Source organism: Nonomuraea sp. WAC 01424 (genome assembly GCF_003947315.1).
GTDB classification, from domain to species: domain Bacteria; phylum Actinomycetota; class Actinomycetes; order Streptosporangiales; family Streptosporangiaceae; genus Nonomuraea; species Nonomuraea spiralis.
In genome coordinates this window covers 327,701-348,416 of record NZ_QHHZ01000007.1, presented here as the reverse complement: position 1 = coordinate 348,416, position 20,716 = coordinate 327,701, and the positions used below count along the sequence as shown (strand labels likewise).

The following is a 20,716-nucleotide window of genomic DNA, read 5'->3' as shown; positions in this document are numbered from 1 at the left end:
GCGCCGCGCCACCCGGAAGGGGTGCCGGTGCGCCAGAATCGTTGGCTGTGGAGCACGGGTACACCAACAGCACGGTCGGCGACGGCGCTCTGGTCGTGAAGTGTTACCAGGGCCCGGAGGCCGCGTTCAGGCTGGGCACGGAGAGCAGATACCTGCGCCGCCTGCGGGGGCGGCTCCCGGTCCCGCGCGTGCACCAGATCACCGCCACGAGCCTGACGACCCGCTTCGTGGCCGGCGCCCACGGCCAGGACCTGCTCGACGCGGGCCGGGCGGCCGAGGTGCTGGCCGAGTGCGGCAGGGTGCTGGCCCGCATCCACCGTCTCGGCATCGTGCACGGCGACTACGGCCCCCAGAACCTGCTGTTCGACCCCGCCACGTTCGAGACGACCGCGATCCTCGACTGGGAGTGGGCCCACCCGGGCCGGCCGGTCGAGGACCTCGCCTGGTGCGAGTGGATCGTCCGCGTCCACCATCCCGAGCACGTGCCCCTGCTGCCGCGCTTCTTCGACGCCTACGGCGGCCCGGTGCCCGCCTGGGCCGAGCGGCACGCCTCGATGGTGGCCCGCTGCCGCGACCTGCTCGACTTCTGCGGCCGTTGGGAGGCGGGCGGGGGCGGCGAGAAGTTGTGGCGCGAACGCCTCGACCTCACGGCCTCCTGGACCGCCTGACACAACCCTCCTGCGGGGTCCGAGCCCCGGACGCGAGGCTCGGACGTCCTTCGGGCGGGATCAGCCGCAGTGGCTCCAGCCGCTGGTCCACACATACGGCGACTCGTCCCAGGCGCCGCCCCACTTGACGCAGGTGTTGGTCGCGGACAGGATCACCGGTCCGGCGTACGACTTGAACTCACCGGCGTCGGTCTTGGTCGCGCCGCCCTGCACGCTCAGCGTCGCCCGCATCCACCGCGTGTACGGCGTCTTGTTGACCGTCACCACACAGTTCTTGCCGGTGCTGGAGTTGTAGGACAGGTAGATCGTGCCCAGCGCGGTGCTGCCGGACTTGAACGGGTGGGAGTCGATGACTCGGAACCCCGACCCGCACACGCCCGCCGGGTCCACGGCGGCGGTCGTGGCCTGGGCGGGCAGGGCGCTCGCCAGACCGCAGGCGAGCACACCCGCGGCGAAGAACGTCTTGGTGATCGTGCGCATGTTCGTCCTTACTGTCGCTCTTGAACGTGCGTCAGCTTCGCGCAGCGAGTGATCAAGAAAGCGAACAGCAGGCGAACAACACCTAAATGCGATTTCGGCTCCCCCGATATCCACGACCTTCCGGCTCTACGGGAGGACCGCCCGGAGCCGGGGTTCGCCGCAGGTCACACGGGCGTCCCCGGTGCGCCCGGCCGGGTCCGTACGAGGGCTCCTCCGGCGTCGCGGCGAGTCAGGTGATCTTGACCACAGCAACCTCGCGATCGGCGACGCGCGACGGCTCCCACGGGACAGGCGCCCCGCTTTGGGGGAGGATCCCATCCATGGTTTCGGTACTGCAGAATGTCGCGATCGACTGCGCGGACCCGTACGAGCTGGCCCGCTTCTGGAGCGAGGTGACCGGCTGTCCCGTCCACCCGGAGGACGGCCCGGGGGACGAGGAGACGCGGGTGATGTTGCGGGAGGGCCCGATCCTGCACTTCAACAAGGTGCCGGAGCCGAAGGCGGTGAAGAACCGGGTGCACCTGTGCCTGCGCCCCGACTCCACCCGCGACGAGGAGGTGGACCGCCTGCTGCACCTGGGCGCCACCCTGGTCGCCGACCTCCGCGAACCGGACGGCACGGGCTGGACGATCCTCGCCGACCCCGAGGGCAACGAGTTCTGCGTCCTGCGCAGCGCCTCCGATCGCGCCGGATCGGTTCCCCACCCCTGACGTGCGTCTTTGAGACGGAAATGACGGACGGGAGAATGTATTGGTACCGAATGATATGCGGCATAAATCGCGCGTTCGATAAAATGAGTGGGAATTCCTCCCTGGGTGCAGCCAGACTGATCACGAACCAGTGAGGAGATCAACCCATGCCGAACCAGCCCGCACCGAACCTGCTGTCGTGGGCCAGCGAGATCGACGAAGGCGCGATCATGCAGGCCGCACGCACCGCCCGCCTGCCGTTCGTCTCCGGCCACGTCGCTCTCATGCCCGACGCGCACGTGGGAATCGGCGCGACGGTCGGCTCGGTCATTCCCACGGAGAACGCCATCATCCCCGCCGCCGTCGGCGTGGACATCGGCTGCGGAATGGTGGCCACCGAGACGACGCTCACGGCCGCGGACCTCCCCGACACCCTCGCCGCCCTGATGCCGATGGTGGAGCGCCGCATCCCCGCCGGCGTCGGCAAGGGCCACGACGACCCGTCGATCGACCGTACGCTGAGCGACCTCGGGGTCCCGTACACCGACCTCAACCCGAAGCAGACGAAGAAGGTGGCCGAGCAGTTCGGCACCCTCGGCTCCGGCAACCACTTCGTCGAGGTCTGCCTCGACGAGCGTGACCACGTCTGGACGGTGCTGCACTCGGGTTCGCGCGGCATCGGCAACCAGCTCGCCCAGATGCACATCACGGGCGCGAAGAAGCTGATGAGGAAGCAGGCCGTCGGCCTGGAGGACCCGGACCTCGCCTACCTCGTGCAGAGCACGCCGGAGTTCACCGCCTACATTGAGGACATGTTGTGGGCCCAGCACTACGCGATGGCCTCGCGGGCCCGGATGGACAAGGTCCTGATCGACGCCCTGTTCAAGGTCGTCGGCAAGGGTCAGCGCGTCCGTACGATCAACTGCCACCACAACTTCACCCAGCAGGAGACCCATTACGGCAAGTCGCTCTGGATCACCCGCAAGGGGGCCATCAAGGCCGACACCGGCGACGAAGGCGTGATCCCGGGCTCGATGGGCACCCGCTCGTACATCGTGCGCGGCCGGGGGAACCCGGAGTCGTACAACTCCTGCTCCCACGGCGCCGGACGCCGGATGTCACGGACCAAGGCCAAGCGGGAGCTGTCGGTCCGCTCGCTGACCGAGGCGATGAGCGGCCGCACCTGGAACGCGGATCGCGCCGCCGCCCTGGTGGACGAGCACCCGGACGCGTACAAGCCGATCGACCAGGTGATGGCCGACCAGAAGGACCTGGTCGAGGTGCAGCACACCCTGCGCCAGGTCTTCAACTACAAGGGCTGACCTCCGGCCACCGGGAACGTCCCGCCTGCGGCGGTAGCGTGATCGTATGGATGAGGATGAACAGCTTTCGCATGCTTCGTCGTTCGGCACGGCGGCGGTCGCGTACGCCGAGCACCGGCCCGACTACGCGCGTGCGGCGGTGCGCTGGGCGCTTGAGGCCGCGCCCGGCCCGCGCGTGATCGACTTCGGCGCCGGGACCGGCAAGCTGACCGCCACGCTGGCCGAGCTGGGCGCCGAGGTCGTCGCGGTCGAGCCCGACCCGGCGATGCTGGCCGAGCTGCGTCGTTCGCTGCCGGGTGTCCGTGCCCTGGCGGGCAGCGCCGAGGCGATCCCGCTGCCGGACGGGTCCGTCGACGCCGTGGTGGCCGGCAACGCCATGCACTGGTTCGACATGGCCGTCGCGGGGCCCGAGATCGCCCGGGTCCTCGCCCCCGGCGGCGTCCTGGCCGGTTTGTGGAACCTCATGGACGACCGGGTCGAGTGGGTCGCCGGGCTCGCGCGGGTCAGCGGGAGCGCGGCCGTCGGCCCGCGGGACACGCCCGCGAGCTGGCGGGCCGAGACGGCCGCCATGCACCTTCCGAGGACCGGCGGGAGCGCCCGGTTCGGCTCGCCGGAGCAGGCCGAGTTCCCGCACGGGCAGCGCCGTACCGCCGACTCGCTCGTCGCGACCATCGCGACGCGCGCCGGGATGCTCGTCATGCCGGACCGGGAGCGGGAGGCCACGCTGGGCCGGATCCGCGCGTTCCTGGCGAGCGGGCCGGAGACCGCCCGTGGGGAGTTCACCCTGCCGATGCTGACCGGCGTGCTGCGCGTCCGGCGCCTGTGACGGGCCACCCAGCCCTGGCGGCGGCCCGGCCCCGGAGAGGGTGCTCGCGGTGACCTGCGCGAACACCATCGTCCAGCACGGCCGCGCCCCCGTGGAAGAGGCCGAGTGGACCCGGTACGAATCGGTGGTCAACGCCGCGTTCGCCACCGTACGGGGCGTCGTCACCGCTTGGGGCTGACGTCCGTCCAGCCGGCCTCCAGGAGCGCCTCGGAGCTCCACACCGTGCCCGGCTCCAGGCCCGCCTGCGCGCCGCGCGGCTCGACCACGACGCTCTCCCTGCCCAGCGCCTGCCCGGTCGTCTCGTCGAAGATCAGGCGGCTCTCCCGCAGGCCGGTCTTGGCGTCGCCGGCCGCGGCGGCCGCGGCGGTGCCGGTGCGGCCCTCGGCGTCGGTGACGTCCTGGACGACCTTCACGGAGTCGAGCCCGGCCAGCATGCGGAACGCCGCGCCGCGCACCTGCGGCGTCACCGGCATGTCGACGATCAGCCCGACGCTGACCGCGAACAGCCAGGCGTCGGAGGACATCTTCACGCTGGACGACTCGGTCGAATGCCCGTCATAGGAGTCGAGCAGCCACTTCTTCAGCTTCCCCGGCTCGTCCGGCAGGCCGCGCAGGTCCTTCATCGTGACGTTCCGGCCGAGCCAGAACACCTTGTCGCCGTCCACCAGCGGGCTGTGGCCGGTGACGGGCTCGCGAGAGGCCGTCGACAGACTCATCGGGGCCAGCTTCTTCCCCGGCACGATCACGTCGATCTTCGTGGGCGAGCCCGCCTGCTCCCAGGCCGCCCGGTCGGCCTCGCCGGCGGGCCGGGCGCCGAGCGTCTGCTCGCGGCTCCACTGGTCGCCGCCGGTCGCGCGGGGCGTCCACGCCTCGATCCGCTGCCGGTCCTCGACCAGGTACCCGCCCTTCACGGCAGGGTAGACGTGCCTGCTCACCGCCGTGGTGTGCCACCAGTCACCGGTACGGTCGGGCTGCCGGCCGGCCTTCTCCGCGGCGGCCAGGAGCACGTCCCTGGCCGACAGCGTGACCTTGCGCGGCGTCGCGGACACGCTCGGCCCGGCCTGCGGCGCCTGCCGCTGCGGCGGGGGCGCGGTGTTGCCCGCCACCACGACGGCCACGGCGGTCGCCCCGGCCGCGAGGGCCGCGAGCCCCAGCACCGGCCGTACGGCCTTGCGCCGGCGGCGCGTCCGCCGCGGGACCGCCATGGCTTGTGCCAGTTCGGCGGCCCTGGTGCGCTCGTCCACCGGCCGGTCGCCGAGGTGCGCGGGCCGGGCGGCCCGGAGTTCGTCGATCGGGTTCATGACCACTCCTCGCTGAGGTTGCGCACGTAGGTACGGGACGGTTCGGGAGACTCCATGGCGTGCGCGAGCCGCTTCCTGGCCCGGTGCAGCCGTACGCGGAAGGTCGCCGTCGAGCAGCCGACGACCCGGGCGCCCTCCTTGGGCGACAAGCCGTGCCAGGCGACCAGCATCAGCACCTCCCGGTCGTCCTCGTTCAGGGCGGCCAGGGCCCGCAGCACGCCCATGCGCTCGGTCACCTGCTCGGCCACGTCCGTGCGGCCGTCCTCCTCGGTCCACGAGCCCACCTCGGCGGCCAGCGCGTCCCTGCGGGCCTGTGAGCGGGCGTCGTCCCGCAGGAGATTGCGCGCCACGCCGAGCAGCCACGGCAGCGGCGGCTCGGGCACGTCGTCCAGCCGCCGCCACGCGACGGCGAACGTCTCGCTCACCACCTCGTCGGCCACCTGCCGGCCCGCACGACTGACCACGTAGGCCCACACCCGTTGTCGGCATTCGTCGTACATGCCGGTGAAACGGCGGGAATCATCCGTCACCGCGCAGCCCCTTCGTCCCTGGTGCGTTCTTTCTGACACCGGGAAGTGGTCCGAGCGCCCCTGTTGTTACAGCTCGTTCGGAAATCATCAGATGTCGTGCGAGCCGACCGTACGCAGAAGCCCCGCCCCGGTGCGTACCGGGACGGGGCCTGCGAGACCGTACCTACTTGGCGTTGGCCTTGAGATAGTCGCTGTTCATCTGGGCGATCGCGTCCAGCGGGATGCCCTTGGGGCACACGGCCGTGCACTCGCCGGTGTTCGTGCAGCCGCCGAAGCCCTCGGCGTCCATCTGGTCCACCATGGCCTTGGCGCGGGTCAGGCGCTCCGGCTGGCCCTGGGGCAGCAGGCTGAGGTGGGTGATCTTGGCGGCGGTGAACAGGGAGGCCGAGCCGTTCGGGCAGGCCGCCACGCAGGCGCCGCAGCCGATGCAGGTCGCGGCGTCGAACGCGGCGTCGGCGTCCTCCTTGCGCACCGGGACGCTGTGCGCGTCCGGGGCCGAACCGGCCGGGACCGAGACGAACCCGCCCGCCTGGATGATGCGGTCGAACGCGCTGCGGTCCACGACCAGGTCCTTCACCACCGGGAACGGCGCGGCGCGCCACGGCTCGATGGTGATCTCGGCGCCGTCCTCGAAGTGGCGCATGTGGAGCTGGCACGTCGTCGTGGCACGCTGCTCGCCGTGCGCCACGCCGTTGATGACCATGCCGCACATGCCGCAGATGCCCTCGCGGCAGTCGTGGTCGAAGGCGATCGGGTCGTCGCCCTCCAGGATCAGCCGCTCGTTCAGCACGTCCAGCATCTCCAGGAACGACATGTCCGGGGACACGTCCTCCACCCGGTACGTCACCATGCGTCCGGCGTCCGAAGCGCCGTTCTGACGCCAGACCTTGAGGGTCAGGTTCACTTGTAGCTCCGCTGGGTCATCTTGACGTACTCGTACTCGAGCGCTTCCTTGTGCAGCACCGTCTCGCCGGAGGGCGTGCGCTCCCAGGCCGAGACGTGCGCGAAGTGCTCGTCGTCGCGCAGGGCCTCGCCGTCGGGGTCCTGCGACTCGGCGCGGAAGTGGCCGCCGCAGGACTCGGTGCGGACGAGGGCGTCCAGGCACATGAGCTCGGCCAGGTCGAAGAAGTCGGCGACGCGGCCGGCCTTCTCCAGGACCTGGTTCAGCTCCTCGGCGGTGCCGGACACCTTGACGTTCTTCCAGAACTCCTCGCGCAGCTCGGGGATGCGCTCCAGGGCCTTGCGCAGCGACTCCTCGGTGCGCTCCATGCCGCAGTAGTCCCACATGAGCTTGCCCAGCTCGCGGTGGAAGGAGTCGGGGGTGCGGGTGCCGTTCACCGACATCAGGCGGTCGATCCTGGTACGGACCTTGATCTCCGCCTCGGCCACGGCCTCCTCGTCCACCTCGCCGTACGGGCCGTTGGCCAGGTAGTCGCCGATCGTGGTCGGGAGCACGAAGTACCCGTCGGCCAGGCCCTGCATCAGCGCCGAGGCGCCGAGCCGGTTGGCGCCGTGGTCGGAGAAGTTGGCCTCGCCGATCACGAACAGGCCGGGGATCGTGGACTGCAGGTCGTAGTCCACCCACAGGCCGCCCATCGTGTAGTGGACCGCGGGGTAGATGCGCATCGGCACGTCGTACGGGTTCTCGCCGGTGATGCGCTCGTACATCTCGAAGAGGTTGCCGTACTTCTTCTCCACGGCGTCGCGGCCGAGGCGGCCGATGGCGTCGCGGAAGTCGAGGTAGACGCCGAGCCCGCCGGGGCCGACACCGCGGCCCTCGTCGCAGACGTTCTTGGCGGCGCGGGAGGCGATGTCACGCGGGACCAGGTTGCCGAAGGCGGGGTAGATGCGCTCCAGGTAGTAGTCGCGCTCCTCCTCCGGGATGTCTCCGGGGGCCCGGTCGTCGTCCTTGCGCAGCGGCACCCACACGCGGCCGTCGTTGCGCAGCGACTCCGACATCAGCGTCAGCTTCGACTGGTACTCGCCGGAGACCGGGATGCAGGTCGGGTGGATCTGCGTGTAGCACGGGTTGGCGAGGTACGCGCCGCGCTCGTGCGCCCGCCAGATGGCCGTCGTGTTGCAGCCCTTGGCGTTCGTGGACAGGAAGAAGACGTTGCCGTAACCGCCGGTGGCCAGCACCACGGCGTCGGCCAGGTGCCGCTCGATCTCGCCGGTCACCATGTCGCGCACGATGACGCCGCGCGCCCGCCCGTCGGAGACGATCAGGTCGAGCATCTCGTGGCGGGTGTGCATCTCCACGGTCCCGGCCGCGATCTGCCGCTCCAGCGCCTGGTACGCCCCCAGCAGGAGCTGCTGCCCCGTCTGGCCGCGGGCGTAGAACGTACGGGAGACCTGGGCGCCGCCGAAGGAACGGGTGTCCAGCAGGCCGCCGTACTCGCGGGCGAACGGCACGCCCTGGGCCACGGCCTGGTCGATGATGTTCACCGAGACCTGGGCCAGGCGGTAGACGTTCGACTCGCGGGCGCGGAAGTCGCCGCCCTTGACCGTGTCGTAGAAGAGCCGGTAGATCGAGTCGCCGTCGCCGCGGTAGTTCTTCGCGGCGTTGATGCCACCCTGCGCGGCGATGGAGTGGGCGCGCCGGGGCGTGTCCTGGTAGCAGAACGACTTGACGTTGTAGCCCAGCTCGCCGAGGGTCGCCGCGGCCGAGCCGCCCGCCAGGTCGGTGCCGACGACGATCACGTTGAGCTTGCGCTTGTTGGCGGGGTTGACCAGCTTGGCGCTGAACTTCCGCTTCTCCCACCGCTCCTCGATCGGACCGGCGGGAGCCTTGGAGTCCCGGATCTCCGAGCCTTCGGTGTACTTCACTTCACAACTCCGAACGTGATCGCGAGGGGCGGGGCCAGGAAGCCGATCACCAGGACCGCCGAGACCAGGCCGGCCGTCAGGCGCAGGCCGCGGTTGCGGTTGCGGTTGGCCCAGCCGAGCGTCTGGAAGGCGCTCCAGATGCCGTGCCGCAGGTGCAGGCCGACCATGACGACGGCCACCAGGTAGATGAGGGTCACCCACCAGCGGGAGGCGTCGAAGCCGGCGACCATGCGGTCGGCGGGCGCGGAGTCGAAGCCCTTGGGGTTCACGACGCCGAAGGTGAGGTCGAGCAGGTGCCAGATCACGAAGAGCAGGATCGTCAGGCCGCCGAACCGCATGATGTGCGTGGCGTAGCCGTTGGCCTGGGACTTCTTGGCCACGTACTTGACCGGACGGGCCTTGGCGGCCTTGCGCGCCAGCGAGATCGCGGCCCACATGTGCAGGACGACCGAGACGACGAGCCCGATCTCCAGGATCGTCAGCACCGTCCGGTACGGCGCGATGGGCTCGAACAGCGTGCGCAGCGCGTCGGCGTACTCGTTGAACGAGTCCTTGCCGAGGAAGATCTTGAGGTTGCCCAGCATGTGAAGGACAAGGAAGGACACCATCACGGCGCCCGTGACGGCCATGACGACTTTCTTGCCGTTCGACGAGCTCAGGAACCGGCTCGGCTTCTTGGACGTTGGTGCGTGCGAGGCACCCTTGGGGGCGTTAACAGGCGCGGTGGCGGCGCCGCGCTCTATCGTGGCAGTCACGTTTGAACGCTAGGTATCCAGCAATGATCCGTCCAAGTCATCGCGGATCTGGTTTCCATAGCTTCCGGCTATGATGCTTGGTTTATACGGTCGGCATAAGGAAAAATGCTCGGCCGGTGCGAGGAAAATCACATGCAGTTGCAACAGCTCGCCTACTTCGTGGCGGTCGCGGAGACCAGGCACTTCACCCAGGCGGCCGAGCGCATGCGGGTCGCCCAGCCCTCGCTCAGCAAGCAGATCAAGGCTCTGGAGAGCGACCTCGGCGCGCGGCTGTTCTCCCGCGCGCGCGGCAACGTCACGCTGACGGCGGCGGGCGAGGCGCTGCTCCCCCTGGCCCGCCGGATGCTGGCCGACGCCGACACCGCCCGCCAGGAGGTGGCCGAGCTGGCGGGGCTGCGCCGGGGCCGGGTGCGGCTGGGGGCCACGCCGTCGTTGTGCGCGGGGCTGCTGGCCGACGCGCTGGCCCGCTTCCATCGGGCGTACCCGGGGGTGGAGCTGCTGGTGGAGGAGGGCGGCTCGCGTGACCTGGTCAGGGCGCTGGCCAGGGGGCAGCTCGACCTGTCGCTGATCATCATGCCGCTGCAGAGCGACGACCCCTCGCTGGTGACCGAGGAGATCCTGCGGGAGAACCTCGTCGTGGTCGCGCCCTCCCATGAGCGGATGCGGGGGCCGTACCTGCGGATCGAGGACCTGCGCGGCAGGCAGATGGTGATGTTCAGACGTGGTTACGACCTGCGCGAGGCGACCCTCACCGCCTGCCGCCAGGCCGGGTTCGAGCCCAGGTTCTCGGTGCAGGGCGGGGAGATGGACGCGGTGCTGCGGTTCGTGGAGGCGGGGCTCGGCGTGGCCGTGGTGCCGTCGATGGTGCTCGACGGGCGGCCGGGGTTGTCGGGCACGCCGCTCGCGCCGCCCGGTCTGAGCCGTACGATCGCCCTGGCCCACCGCAAGGACGTCGACCCGACCAGGGCCGCGCAGGCGTTCCGGGAGACCCTGCTCTCCTTCGTGGTCGAAGCCGGCCAGGAAGGCACGCTTCCGCAAGGGGTCGAACTCATCGCAGAATGAGCAGCAACGGCCCGACTCCCCGGAGAGGCGTGTGACGGCAAACCTCACCGAAACGCTGACACTGCTCCTCATCGAGGACGATGACGGCGACGCCTTCCTCGTCGAGGAACTGCTCGAACAGGCCGAGGCGCCGCCGAGGATCTTCCGGGCGCGCAGCCTCCAGGAGGCCAGGACCAAGCTCGGCCCGGCGGTCCAGTGCGTGCTCGTCGATCTCACGCTGCCCGACGCCAGCCGGCTCGAAGCGCTGGAGGAGGTGCTCGCGCTGGCGCCGCACACGGCGGTGCTCGTCCTGACCGGGCTCAGGGACGTCCACGTGGGCGTCAGCGCCGTCCAGGCCGGCGCCCAGGACTACCTGGTCAAGCAGGACGTGGACGCCCGGCTGCTGGCCAGGTCGATCCGGTACGCCATGGAGCGCAAGCGGGCCGACCTGGCCCAGCTCAGACTGTTCGAGGCCGAGCTGACGGCCAAGGAGAACGCCCGCCTGGAGGGCGGCCTGCTCCCGGTGCCCCTGCTGCGCACCGACGGGATCACCCACCAGATCCGCTACCTGCCCGGCGACCAGGGCACGCTGCTGGCCGGCGACTTCCTCGACATGGTCCAGACCGCCGACGGCGCGGTGCACGTCGTGGTGGGCGACGTGTGCGGCCACGGGCCGGACGAGGCCGCGCTCGGCGTGGCGCTGCGCATCGCCTGGCGCACGCTGGTGCTGGCCGGTCAGACCGGCGACACGCTGCTGCGCACGATGGACGCCCTGCTGCGCGCCGAGCGCAAGGCTCCCGAGATCTTCACCACGCTGTGCACGGCCACGCTCACTCCCGACCTGCTGCACGCCCGGCTGCGCGTGGTCGGGCACCCGCCGCCGGTGCTGGTCCGCGACGGCGTCCCCACGGTGGTGGCCGACGCGCCCTCGGGGCCGCCGCTCGGCATCTTCGCCGACGCCGAGTGGACGGTCATCGACGTGCCGCTGGGCGAGGAGTGGTCGATGATGTTCTACACCGACGGCCTGATCGAGGCCGCCGTCGGTGAGCAGAAGGGGCAGCTCGGCGTCGACGGCCTGGTCGGCCTGGTGCGCGAGCACGGCGTCATCGACCTCGACCGGCTGATCCGGCACGCCGGCAGGCTGAGCGACGACCTCGCGGTCGTCCTGGTGTCGAGGAGGTCGCCGTGAGCATCCATCCACTGCCTCCCCCGAAGCAGCCGACCGGGGTCGGCCGGCTGCCGGTCGCCCGCTGGTTCCTGTTCATCGGCGCGGTTGCGGGGGTCGCGTTCGCGGCCGGCGTGGTGGTCACCATGGCGATGATCGCGCACGCGCGTTCCCTCGGCCCGAGGCCCGAGGTGGCCGCCCAGCTCGACCGGCTCAACGTGGCGCTGATCGTGTTGTTCGCGGTGCTGCTGGCCTGCGGTGCGGGGCTGGCGTTCATCGTCAGGTACGCCGTCCTGAAGCCCGTCGCCCAGCTCAGCGAGCAGGTACGCACGGTCGCCGCCGGCGACTTCGACCACCGGCTCGGCGTGGACCGGCCGGCCGAGCTGAGCGAGCTGTCCAGCCACGTCGACTCCATGCGCCGCCGTATCGTCTCGGCCTGGCGCGAGGCCGCCGACCAGGCCGAGGAGCTGCGCAGGTCGAACGGCGAGCTGGAGCAGTTCGCCTACGTCGCCAGCCACGACCTCCAGGAGCCGCTGCGCAAGGTCGCCAGCTTCACCCAGATGCTGGAGCAGCGCTACGGCACGCAGCTCGACGACCGCGCCCGGCAGTACATCCACTACGCGGTCGACGGCGCCAAGCGCATGCAACTCCTGATCAACGACCTGCTCGACTTCTCCAGGGTCGGCCGGGTGAGCGGCGAACGGGTGCCGACCGACTCGGGCGAGGCCCTGGACCGCGCCCTGGACAACCTGTCGGCCGCGATCGAGGACACCGGCACCACCGTCACCCGGGAGGACCTGCCGGTGGTCACGGGCAACCGGCTGCAGCTCACCCAGCTCTTCCAGAACCTCGTCGAGAACGCGATCAAGTTCCGCTCGGAGTCCCCGCCGAACGTGCGCGTCACAGCCGAGCGGAAGGGCGACCTGTGGGAGTTCAGCTGCTCCGACAACGGCATCGGCGTCGAGCCCAAGTACGCCGACCGCATCTTCCTGATCTTCCAGCGGCTCCACCCCCGGGACGTCTACCCCGGGACCGGCATCGGCCTGGCCCTCTGCCGCAAGATCGTCGAGTACCACGGCGGACAGCTCTGGCTCGACGACACGCCGGCCGGCCGGGGCGCCACGTTCCGCTGGACGCTGCCGGCGGCGGGAGACGACTCATGACGGACTGGCGCCCGATCGACGTGCTCCTTGTGGAGGACGACCAGGGGGACATCCTGCTCACCAGGGAGGCGTTCGAGCTCAACAAGGTCAGGAACCGGCTCAACGTGGTCAACGACGGCGAGCAGGCGATGGCGTACCTGCGTCGGGAGCACGCCTACGCCGACGCGCCCCGGCCCGACCTGATCCTGCTCGACCTCAACCTGCCCCGGATGAACGGCCTGGAGGTGTTGCGCGAGGTCAAGGCCGACGCCACGCTGCGGACGATCCCGGTGGTGATCCTGACGACCTCGGAGGCGGAGGAGGACATCCTGCACAGCTACCGGCTGCACGCCAACGCCTATGTGTCGAAGCCCGTGGATTTCGAGCAATTTATCCGTGTTGTCCGGCAAATAGATGATTTTTTCGTCACCGTGGTGAAGCTCCCGGACCAAGGACAGCGGCCCTGACGCGCGTACGTGACAGGAATCACATCAGGTCATCGAAAAAGTGAGTGACCCCGCTCACAAAATCCTATGCGGTCGTCGTAACGTATCCCCCACCAATGCGCGCCCAGAGCGGTACCGCACCCGCCGTACGCGCGCCCAGTGAAACGACCCGGACCCCCTGTGTGCAGGGTCCGCGGGAGGTGGAGAGGTCCGCGATGACCCAGACGACGCCCGAAGCCCCGGTCAGAAGGCAGCGCGCCCAGGTAAAGGTGCGCACGCTGCGCACCGACAGGTGGTGGCTGGTCCCGCTGCTGACATTCCTCGGGCTCAGCTCGTTCCTTGTCTACGGTGTGTGGGCGATCATCGACGGCAGTTATTTCGTCGATCCGTACATCGCCCCGTTCGCCTCGCCCTGTCTGACCACGGCGTGCCCCGAGGGCGCGCGGCTGTTCGGGTGGGCACCGATCGGCGACTGGTTCACCCTGCCGCCGGGGCTGCTCATCCTCGGCCTGCCCGGCGGGTTCCGGTTGACGTGCTACTACTACCGCAAGTCGTACTACCGCTCGTTCTGGTTGTCGCCGGCCGCGTGCGCCGTCCAGGAGCCGCACGGCAAGTACACCGGTGAGACCCGCTTCCCGCTGATCATCCAGAACATCCACCGGTACTTCTTCTACGCGGCCATCGTCATCGGCCTCGTCCTGGCCTACGACGCCGTCCTGGCGCTCGTGCACAAGCCGCAGGGCCTCGGCACGTGGATCCTGGTCGTCAACGCCGTGCTGATCAACGTCTACACGCTGTCGTGCCACTCGTGCCGGCACATCACCGCGGGCAGGCTGAACCACTTCTCCCGTCACCCGCTGCGCTACCGGGCCTGGACGTTCGTCTCCAAGCTGAACGCCAAGCACCAGCAGCTCGCCTGGGCCTCGATGTTCTCGGTCATGATCGCCGACTTCTACGTCCGCATGGTCGCCAAGGGCGTCATCGCCTTCCCGTTCGCATAAAGGACTTCTTCAAGTGGAAATCGAGCGTCACGAATACGACGTCGTCGTCATCGGTGCGGGCGGCGCCGGGCTACGGGCCGCCATCGAGGCCCGCCAGCAGGGCAAGCGCACGGCGATCGTCTGCAAGTCGCTGTTCGGCAAGGCGCACACCGTCATGGCCGAGGGCGGCGCGGCCGCCGCCATGGGGAACGTCAACTCCGACGACAACTGGATGGTGCACTTCCGTGACACCATGCGGGGCGGCAAGTTCCTCAACAACTGGCGCATGGCCGAACTGCACGCCAAGGAGGCCCCCGACCGCGTCTGGGAGCTGGAGGCGTGGGGCGCGCTGTTCGACCGCACCAAGGACGGCAAGATCAGCCAGCGGAACTTCGGCGGTCACGAGTACCCGCGGCTCGCACACGTGGGCGACCGTACCGGCCTGGAGCTGATCCGCACGCTGCAGCAGCGCGTCGTCGCGCTCCAGCAGGAGGACTTCGAGACGCACGGCGACCACGAGGCCTACATCAAGGTCTTCGCCGAGTGCACGGTCACCCGCCTGCTCAAGGACGGCGACCGCATCTCCGGCGCGTTCGGCTACTGGCGCGAGACCGGCAACTTCCTGCTCTTCGACGCCCCCGCGGTGGTCCTGGCCACCGGCGGCATCGGCAAGTCGTACGTCGTCACCTCCAACTCCTGGGAGTACACCGGCGACGGCCACGCCCTGGCCCTGCTCGCCGGCGCCAACCTGATCAACATGGAGTTCATCCAGTTCCACCCCACCGGGATGGTCTGGCCGCCGTCCGTGCGCGGCATCCTCGTCACCGAGTCCGTCCGCGGCGACGGCGGCGTGCTGCGCAACTCCGAGGGCAAGCGCTTCATGTTCGACTACATCCCCGAGGTGTTCAAGGACAAGTACGCCACCACCGAGGAGGAGGGCGACCGCTGGTACAACGACCAGGCCAACAACCGGCGCCCGCCGGAGCTGCTGCCGCGTGACGAGGTGGCCCGCGCGATCAACTCCGAGGTCAAGGCCGGTCGCGGATCCCCCCAGGGCGGCGTCTTTCTCGACGTCTCGACCCGCCTGCCGGCCGAGGAGATCAAGAAGCGGCTGCCGTCGATGCACCACCAGTTCAAGGAGCTGGCCGACGTCGACATCACCGCCGAGCCCATGCAGGTGGGCCCGACCTGCCACTACATCATGGGCGGCGTCGAGGTGGACGCCGACACCGGCGCGGCGGCCGTACCCGGGCTGTTCGCGGCGGGCGAGGTGTCCGGCGGCATGCACGGCTCCAACCGGCTGGGCGGCAACTCGCTGTCCGACCTGCTGGTGTTCGGACGGCGCGCGGGCGCGGGCGCGGCGGCGTACGTGGACGGCCTCAAGGCCCGCCCCAAGATCGACCAGGAACTCGTGGACGCCGCTCACGAGGAGGCCCTGGCGCCCCTCCAGCGCGACGGCGAGAACCCGTACGAGGTGCACCACGAGCTCCAGCGCACCATGAACGAGCTGGTCGGCATCATCCGCAAGGCCGAAGAGGTCTCCGAGGCCATGGAGGTCGTGGAGAAGCTCAAGGAGCGCGTACGCCAGGTCGGCGCGGCCGGCTCGCGGATCTACAACCCCGGCTGGCACCTGGCGATCGACCTGCGGAACATGGTGCTGGTCTCCGAGTGCGTGGCCCGCGCCGCCCTGCTGCGTGAGGAGAGCCGCGGCGGCCACACGCGCGACGACTTCCCCGGGATGAATCCCGACTGGCGCCGCAAGCTGCTCGTCTGCTCCACCGCGGACGGCGGCGACGTCCAGGTCGCGGAGAAGATCCAGCCGTCCATGCGCGACGACCTGATCACCCTGTTCGACCGGGACGAGCTGAAGAAGTACCTCACCGACGAAGAGATGGCCGAGTTCGACGGGATTGCCAAATGAGTTACAAGGCGAAGTTCAAGGTCTGGCGTGGTGAGGGCGGCGAGGGCAAGCTTGAGGACTTCACCGTCGAGGTGAACGAGGGCGAGGTCGTCCTCGACATCATCCACAGGCTCCAGGCGACGCAGGCCCCCGACCTGGCGGTGCGCTGGAACTGCAAGGCCGGCAAGTGCGGCTCGTGCAGCATGGAGATCAACGGCAAGCCCCGGCTGGGCTGCATGACCCGGATGTCCACCTTCTCCGAGGACGAGACCATCACGGTCACCCCGATGCGGACCTTCCCCGTCATCAAGGACCTGGTCACCGACGTGTCCTTCAACTACCAGAAGGCCCGCGAGATCCCCTCGTTCACCCCGCCGGCCGGCGTACGGCCGGGCGAGTACCGCATGCAGCAGGTCGATGTCGAGCGCTCCCAGGAGTTCCGCAAGTGCATCGAGTGCTTCATGTGCAACAACGTCTGCCACGTGATCCGCGACCACGAGGAGAACAAGCCGGCCTTCGCCGGTCCCCGCTTCCTCATGCGGATCGCCGAGCTGGACATGCACCCGTATGACGTGGCCGACCGGCAGGAATCCGCCCAGGACGAGCACGGGCTCGGCTACTGCAACATCACCAAGTGCTGCACCGAGGTCTGCCCCGAGCACATCAAGATCACCGACAACGCGCTCATCCCGATGAAGGAGCGCGTGGCCGACCGCAAGTACGACCCGCTGGTGTGGCTGGGCAACAAGATCTTCAAGCGCGCCAAGTAAGCAGCGGCGGAAAGCCGAAGCCACTGTAGGCGACGGAACGCGGAAGCGGGGGCCGGATCGGATCCGGCCCCCGCTTCCGCGTTCGGCGTTCGGCGTTCGGCGTTCGGCGTTCCGCGTTCGGTTACTTGCGGCCCCAGCGCTTCTTCTTGTGCTTGGGGTCGGGCATCTCCTGGGTGGCGCCCTCCGGCGGCAGCGGCGGCAGCGGGTGGACGACCGTCGCCGCGTCCCCCTCCGGCGGCAGGTACGGCGGCGGCCGGTACCCCTCCGGCGGCGACGACGGTTGCTGCTGAACCGGCGGGGCCTGCTGGGGCTGCCTCGGCTCGAACAGGGACGCGCCCTGCTGCCAGGGCTCGGAGTCGCCGCTCTCCGCCGCCGCGGCCGGCGCGAGCGGGAACTCACGCTCGTCCTCGTACGGCTTCGCGCCGCCCGGCGGGATGTCACCCGGCGGCTGCTCGGCCGGGACCAGCGGCTCGAACGGGTCCCGGTAGTCCTTGGGGCTCGGCGCGGGCTCGTTGTAGGAGTCGAACTCGTCCGGGTGCAGCACGACGGGCTCGGGCACGGTCGGGGGCGCCGGCTCGGGCGCGTAACCGGGCTGGCCGCCGTACGGGTCCTGGTAGACCGGGCCGTAGCCGGGCTGGGCGGTCGGGTAGGTCTGGACCGGGACGAAGCTGATGATCGGCGCGTACGCCGTACCGCCCGGGTAACCCGGGGCCGGGAAGGCCGCCGTGGCGTACCCGGGGCCGGCCGGGTAGCCGGGCGGCGGCATATCCGTACGGGTCGCCGCCTGGGGACCGGCCTTGCGTACCGCGGCCGCGTGGGCGACGCGGCGCAGTCGTCCCTCGAAGATGAGCACCGCGAACAGCGCGAGCAGGACCAGCACCAGCGCCGGGATGCTGAGCTTCTGCGTCAGCGACTTCTGGTCGAACTCCGGCGCGGCCTTGCGCACCTCAAGCTGGACCGAGTCCGTGGTCGGGGCGGTGTCGCTCGGCGGGGTCACGGTCGGCGTGTCGGACGGCGCGAGGGAGGGCATCTCGACGGACTGCTCCGTCGTGGGTTCCGTGGGCAGCGGCCCGGCCGTGGTCTGCGCGGTGGGCAGGGGCGCGATCGGCTGCTGCGTCGTCTCCTGCACGGGCGGAGGCGTGGGCGCGGTGGTGGTCTTGGGTGGCTTCGGCGCTTTGGTGGTCTTCGTGGGGGACGCGGTGACGGTGTGGGTGATCGTCGTCTCCGGAGCATCCTCCGGCGTCGGCGAACCCAGCGTCGTGGTGACCGTGACCGTGGTCTGCGGGTCGCAGGTCTCACCCGCGTCGCACGGCTCCACCGCCGGGTCGAAGGCCGCGCGGCTGACAGAAGCACTCGCGCTCTGGCCGACGAACGGGGCCACGCCGACACCCGTGAGCCCTAACGCGAGGACGATCGCGGACACGGCTGTCGCTCGCGTGCGTGCCACCGGAGCCCTCCGCATAGTCCCGGAACCATGGTCAAGGGAATACTAGTCGGGTCAAAGCCACAGTAAAGACGTAATCACCATACGTTTCGCGGCTTATGTCTGCTGCGTTGTATGCGCGCGACCAGCCACAGAGCTAGCAACAACACCCCGATCCCCCCAATGACCAGCGACAAACCGCGCGGCCCGTCCAGGGGGCTGGCGTACGCGACCGGCCGTACCGGTTTCCGCGCCACCACCACCTGCACCGGCCAAGGCGCCCCACCACCCGCGCCCTCGGGCATCCCCGAGACACCCCCACCTACCTGCCCCGGACGAACCGACCCCCCAGGCAGCCCTCCTTGGACGAGCCCCCCAGGCAGCCCACCTTGAACCGCACCACCCGGCAGCCCTCCCTGAACCGCGCCACCGGGGATCCCTCCCTGCGCCACCCCACCACCTGGGACACCAGGTTGCGCCACCCCCGGCACACCGCCGGACGCGACCCCGCCCCCTCCAGTCACAGCGCCCTGCCCCAAACCTCCCGCACGCGGAAACGCCCCAAGAGCACCCCCCGTACCACCGGCCTGCGGCAACACCTTCTGGACACCCCCCACCCCCGGGAGAACGCCCTGAGCCCCACCCGCCCGAGGAAGCGCCCCCGCAGCACCCCCCGCTCGGGGAAGCGCACCCAACGCACCCCCGATTTCTCCCGCTCGGGGAGACGCCGCGTGGGCCCCGCCTCCGGCACCCAGCCCCGAGGTGCCGCCGGGAAGACCGCGATGCCCCGAGGACACACCGCCCCCGCCGACGATGCCACCTCGCGTCGTCCCGCCGACGCCCCCCGGCAGCAGCCCGGCCCCCGTCCCCGGCGTCAACCCGGTACCCGTCGCCCCCGCACCCGTCCCCCACAGCAGTCCGGCGGCGCCTCCGCCTCCCGCCGCGGTCCCCGCGCCGGTACGTCCTCCCGCCCCCCGCCGCCGGTTGCGCGCCTCCGCCGGAGGGACGCGTACCGCCTGGCCGCTGATCGTGGCGACCTCGCGTGGCATCTCCTCGGCCACCGGCACGGCGGTGGTCCTGCTCATGGTCGTCAACCCACCGGAGGGCTCCCGCAACCTGGCCACCGCCGTGAGCACCACCTCCTTGGCCCCCGCAGGCGCCCGGAAGGTCACGTCAACCGCGCGTTCCCCCGAGACGGCCCCGAGCGCGCACACCCCGGCGCCGGGCAGCGCACCTCCGGTGAGAGCCGAGCCCTCCCCTCCGGCCAGCGCCGCCGCGGCCAACACCCCCGCCGCCTGCCGCCCGCTCTCGGCCTGCCGCCCGCTTTCCGCCTGCGACAAGCCCTGCCCTCCATCGGCCCCCGGAGCCTCCACCCCGACACCGAACTGCGGCGCACCCTCCTCGGCGGCCCCCGCCCGCGTCGCGCGCCGGCCCGGTACGGGCTGCCACGCATCCCGTTCGTACGGCCCCTCACCCACCTCGGGCCCCATCGCGCCCGCGGCCCCCCACGGCACCGGCTCCCCTCCCGCGTACGGGAAGGGAGCCGCGCCCGGCCCTCCCGAACCGGACGCCCCCGCCACTACATCCCGGCCGGACGGCCACGACTCGACGTCCCCGCCGGAGTCTCCACCGAAGTCCCTGCCGAGGTCCCTGCCGAAGTCCCTGCCGAAGTCCCCACCAGGTTCCGCGCCGCCGTCGCCCCTCCGGGACGCACCCCAGAAGTCGTCTGCCGACTTGGGCCCCGCGGGCGAACAGGCCAACCCCTCCAGCGCCTCCACCGGGCTGGTGGCCACCGCGACCTTGGCCCCCTTGGCCATCCCGTTGAGCCGGACCCTGAACCTCTGGACGTCACCCGTCCTGATCCACTTGCCCGCGCCCTCGGGGCCGCTCACGCGTTCGAGCACGAGCGTCACCCCCGCCGCCGCCACGGGCACGGAGGGCACCGCCACCAGGATCAGCGCTCCAGAAAGGATCCAGCCACGCCGCATCACTCGGACTCCCCCACTGCGACAAATTACACCTAGTAATCGTTATGTCACAGAGAGCGACTCTCTAACCCTACTGAAGCAGACTCTCCACCGTCTTCATGATCGGCAGGTCGGCCCCCAGCCACTCCACGTCGTAATACTCCCCGGGGCCCAGCCACCGCAACGCCAGATGCTCGCGGGCCTCGGGCGTGCCGGAGGCGAGCGTGGCCAGCCAGACACGCAGGACGTACCCCTCCGACAGCGCCCAGTCCCCGCCCACGCGCTCGCCCACCGTGATCTCCACGCCGAGCTCCTCGCGGCACTCCCGGATCAGCGCCACGACCTCGCCCTCCCCCGGGTCCACCTTGCCCCCGGGGAACTCCCAGCCGCCGGCCAGCGCGGCGGGCGCGGCCCGCTGCGCGGCCAGCACCCTGCCGCCGGGGGCGACGATCACCGCCGCTACCACGATCGTGCTCATACGTCCG

At 70.5% G+C, this 20,716-nt stretch carries 20 protein-coding genes; 12 read left to right on the top strand and 8 right to left on the bottom strand.

All coding sequences use genetic code 11. The features are described from left to right. Positions 1-47 precede the first annotated feature (47 nt). A complete protein-coding gene (locus DMB42_RS21450) occupies positions 48-668 on the top strand; it encodes a phosphotransferase (protein WP_125636744.1) in 621 nt (206 codons plus the stop codon). Positions 669-728: 60 nt separating this feature from the next. Here the strand turns inward: DMB42_RS21450 and DMB42_RS21445 are convergent, their stop codons facing one another. Continuing rightward, positions 729-1,148: a hypothetical protein gene (locus DMB42_RS21445; protein WP_125636743.1), complete on the bottom strand. Its 420-nt coding sequence runs from the start codon at positions 1,146-1,148 to the stop codon at positions 729-731. Positions 1,149-1,468: 320 nt separating this feature from the next. Here DMB42_RS21445 and DMB42_RS53330 point away from each other — a divergent pair, with 320 nt between their 5' ends. The 4 genes from DMB42_RS53330 to DMB42_RS55070 all read left to right on the top strand — a co-directional run bounded on the left by DMB42_RS53330 (position 1,469) and on the right by DMB42_RS55070 (position 4,163). After that, complete coding sequence (locus DMB42_RS53330) at positions 1,469-1,858, top strand: VOC family protein (RefSeq protein WP_185844785.1); 390 nt, start codon at positions 1,469-1,471, stop codon at positions 1,856-1,858. A 146-nt stretch (positions 1,859-2,004) separates the two neighbouring features. Next, positions 2,005-3,159, top strand: coding sequence for an RtcB family protein (locus DMB42_RS21435; protein ID WP_125636741.1), 1,155 nt, complete (start codon positions 2,005-2,007; stop codon positions 3,157-3,159). A 46-nt stretch (positions 3,160-3,205) separates the two neighbouring features. Next, positions 3,206-3,985, top strand: a complete 780-nt coding sequence (locus DMB42_RS21430; RefSeq protein ID WP_125636740.1) for a class I SAM-dependent methyltransferase — start codon at positions 3,206-3,208, stop codon at positions 3,983-3,985. 49 nt (positions 3,986-4,034) lie between these two features. Beyond that, a complete protein-coding gene (locus tag DMB42_RS55070) occupies positions 4,035-4,163 on the top strand; it encodes a hypothetical protein (RefSeq protein WP_260477832.1) in 129 nt (42 codons plus the stop codon). On the opposite strand, the gene DMB42_RS21425 is transcribed toward DMB42_RS55070, so the two are convergent. The 5 genes from DMB42_RS21425 to DMB42_RS21405 all read right to left on the bottom strand — a co-directional run bounded on the left by DMB42_RS21425 (position 4,147) and on the right by DMB42_RS21405 (position 9,397). Next, positions 4,147-5,286 carry a CU044_5270 family protein gene (locus DMB42_RS21425; protein ID WP_125636739.1) on the bottom strand — a complete coding sequence of 380 codons (1,140 nt, stop codon included), beginning with the start codon at positions 5,284-5,286 and terminating at the stop codon, positions 4,147-4,149. The genes DMB42_RS55070 and DMB42_RS21425 overlap by 17 nt on opposite strands. After that, positions 5,283-5,816, bottom strand: a complete 534-nt coding sequence (locus DMB42_RS21420; protein WP_260477831.1) for an RNA polymerase sigma factor — start codon at positions 5,814-5,816, stop codon at positions 5,283-5,285. The genes DMB42_RS21425 and DMB42_RS21420 overlap by 4 nt, the downstream gene beginning before the upstream one ends. A 163-nt stretch (positions 5,817-5,979) precedes the next feature. Continuing rightward, a complete protein-coding gene (locus tag DMB42_RS21415; protein WP_125636738.1) occupies positions 5,980-6,720 on the bottom strand; it encodes a succinate dehydrogenase/fumarate reductase iron-sulfur subunit in 741 nt (246 codons plus the stop codon). Then, positions 6,717-8,642, bottom strand: coding sequence for a fumarate reductase/succinate dehydrogenase flavoprotein subunit (locus tag DMB42_RS21410; protein WP_125636737.1), 1,926 nt, complete (start codon positions 8,640-8,642; stop codon positions 6,717-6,719). Before DMB42_RS21410 ends, DMB42_RS21415 begins: the two co-directional genes overlap by 4 nt. Further along, positions 8,639-9,397, bottom strand: a complete 759-nt coding sequence (locus DMB42_RS21405) for a succinate dehydrogenase cytochrome b subunit (protein ID WP_125636736.1) — start codon at positions 9,395-9,397, stop codon at positions 8,639-8,641. The genes DMB42_RS21410 and DMB42_RS21405 overlap by 4 nt, the downstream gene beginning before the upstream one ends. A gap of 132 nt (positions 9,398-9,529) precedes the next feature. Between DMB42_RS21405 and DMB42_RS21400 the strand changes: the two genes are divergently transcribed. The 7 genes from DMB42_RS21400 (at position 9,530) to DMB42_RS21370 (ending at position 16,841) form a co-directional block, all read left to right on the top strand. Further along, the gene (locus DMB42_RS21400) at positions 9,530-10,459 is read left to right on the top strand and encodes a LysR family transcriptional regulator (protein WP_125636735.1); all 930 of its coding nucleotides are present in this window, start codon (positions 9,530-9,532) and stop codon (positions 10,457-10,459) included. Between the two features lie 31 nt (positions 10,460-10,490). After that, positions 10,491-11,627: a PP2C family protein-serine/threonine phosphatase gene (locus DMB42_RS21395; RefSeq protein ID WP_125636734.1), complete on the top strand. Its 1,137-nt coding sequence runs from the start codon at positions 10,491-10,493 to the stop codon at positions 11,625-11,627. Continuing rightward, positions 11,624-12,766, top strand: coding sequence for an ATP-binding protein (locus DMB42_RS21390; protein WP_260477830.1), 1,143 nt, complete (start codon positions 11,624-11,626; stop codon positions 12,764-12,766). Before DMB42_RS21395 ends, DMB42_RS21390 begins: the two co-directional genes overlap by 4 nt. Beyond that, positions 12,763-13,212, top strand: a complete 450-nt coding sequence (locus DMB42_RS21385; protein WP_125636733.1) for a response regulator — start codon at positions 12,763-12,765, stop codon at positions 13,210-13,212. Before DMB42_RS21390 ends, DMB42_RS21385 begins: the two co-directional genes overlap by 4 nt. Before the next feature lie 194 nt (positions 13,213-13,406). Next, positions 13,407-14,192 carry a hypothetical protein gene (locus tag DMB42_RS21380; RefSeq protein ID WP_125636732.1) on the top strand — a complete coding sequence of 262 codons (786 nt, stop codon included), beginning with the start codon at positions 13,407-13,409 and terminating at the stop codon, positions 14,190-14,192. A gap of 13 nt (positions 14,193-14,205) precedes the next feature. Beyond that, entirely contained in the window at positions 14,206-16,092 is a 1,887-nt protein-coding gene (locus DMB42_RS21375; protein ID WP_125636731.1) for a fumarate reductase/succinate dehydrogenase flavoprotein subunit, read from the top strand. Beyond that, on the top strand, positions 16,089-16,841 hold the full coding sequence (locus DMB42_RS21370; RefSeq protein ID WP_125636730.1) for a succinate dehydrogenase/fumarate reductase iron-sulfur subunit: 753 nt from the start codon (positions 16,089-16,091) through the stop codon (positions 16,839-16,841). Before DMB42_RS21375 ends, DMB42_RS21370 begins: the two co-directional genes overlap by 4 nt. Before the next feature lie 121 nt (positions 16,842-16,962). Here DMB42_RS21370 and DMB42_RS21365 read toward each other — a convergent pair whose 3' ends face one another. Further along, complete coding sequence (locus DMB42_RS21365; RefSeq protein WP_125636729.1) at positions 16,963-18,288, bottom strand: hypothetical protein; 1,326 nt, start codon at positions 18,286-18,288, stop codon at positions 16,963-16,965. A gap of 2,034 nt (positions 18,289-20,322) precedes the next feature. Then, positions 20,323-20,709, bottom strand: coding sequence for a (deoxy)nucleoside triphosphate pyrophosphohydrolase (locus DMB42_RS21360; protein WP_125636728.1), 387 nt, complete (start codon positions 20,707-20,709; stop codon positions 20,323-20,325). Between the last annotated feature and the right edge of the window lie 7 nt (positions 20,710-20,716).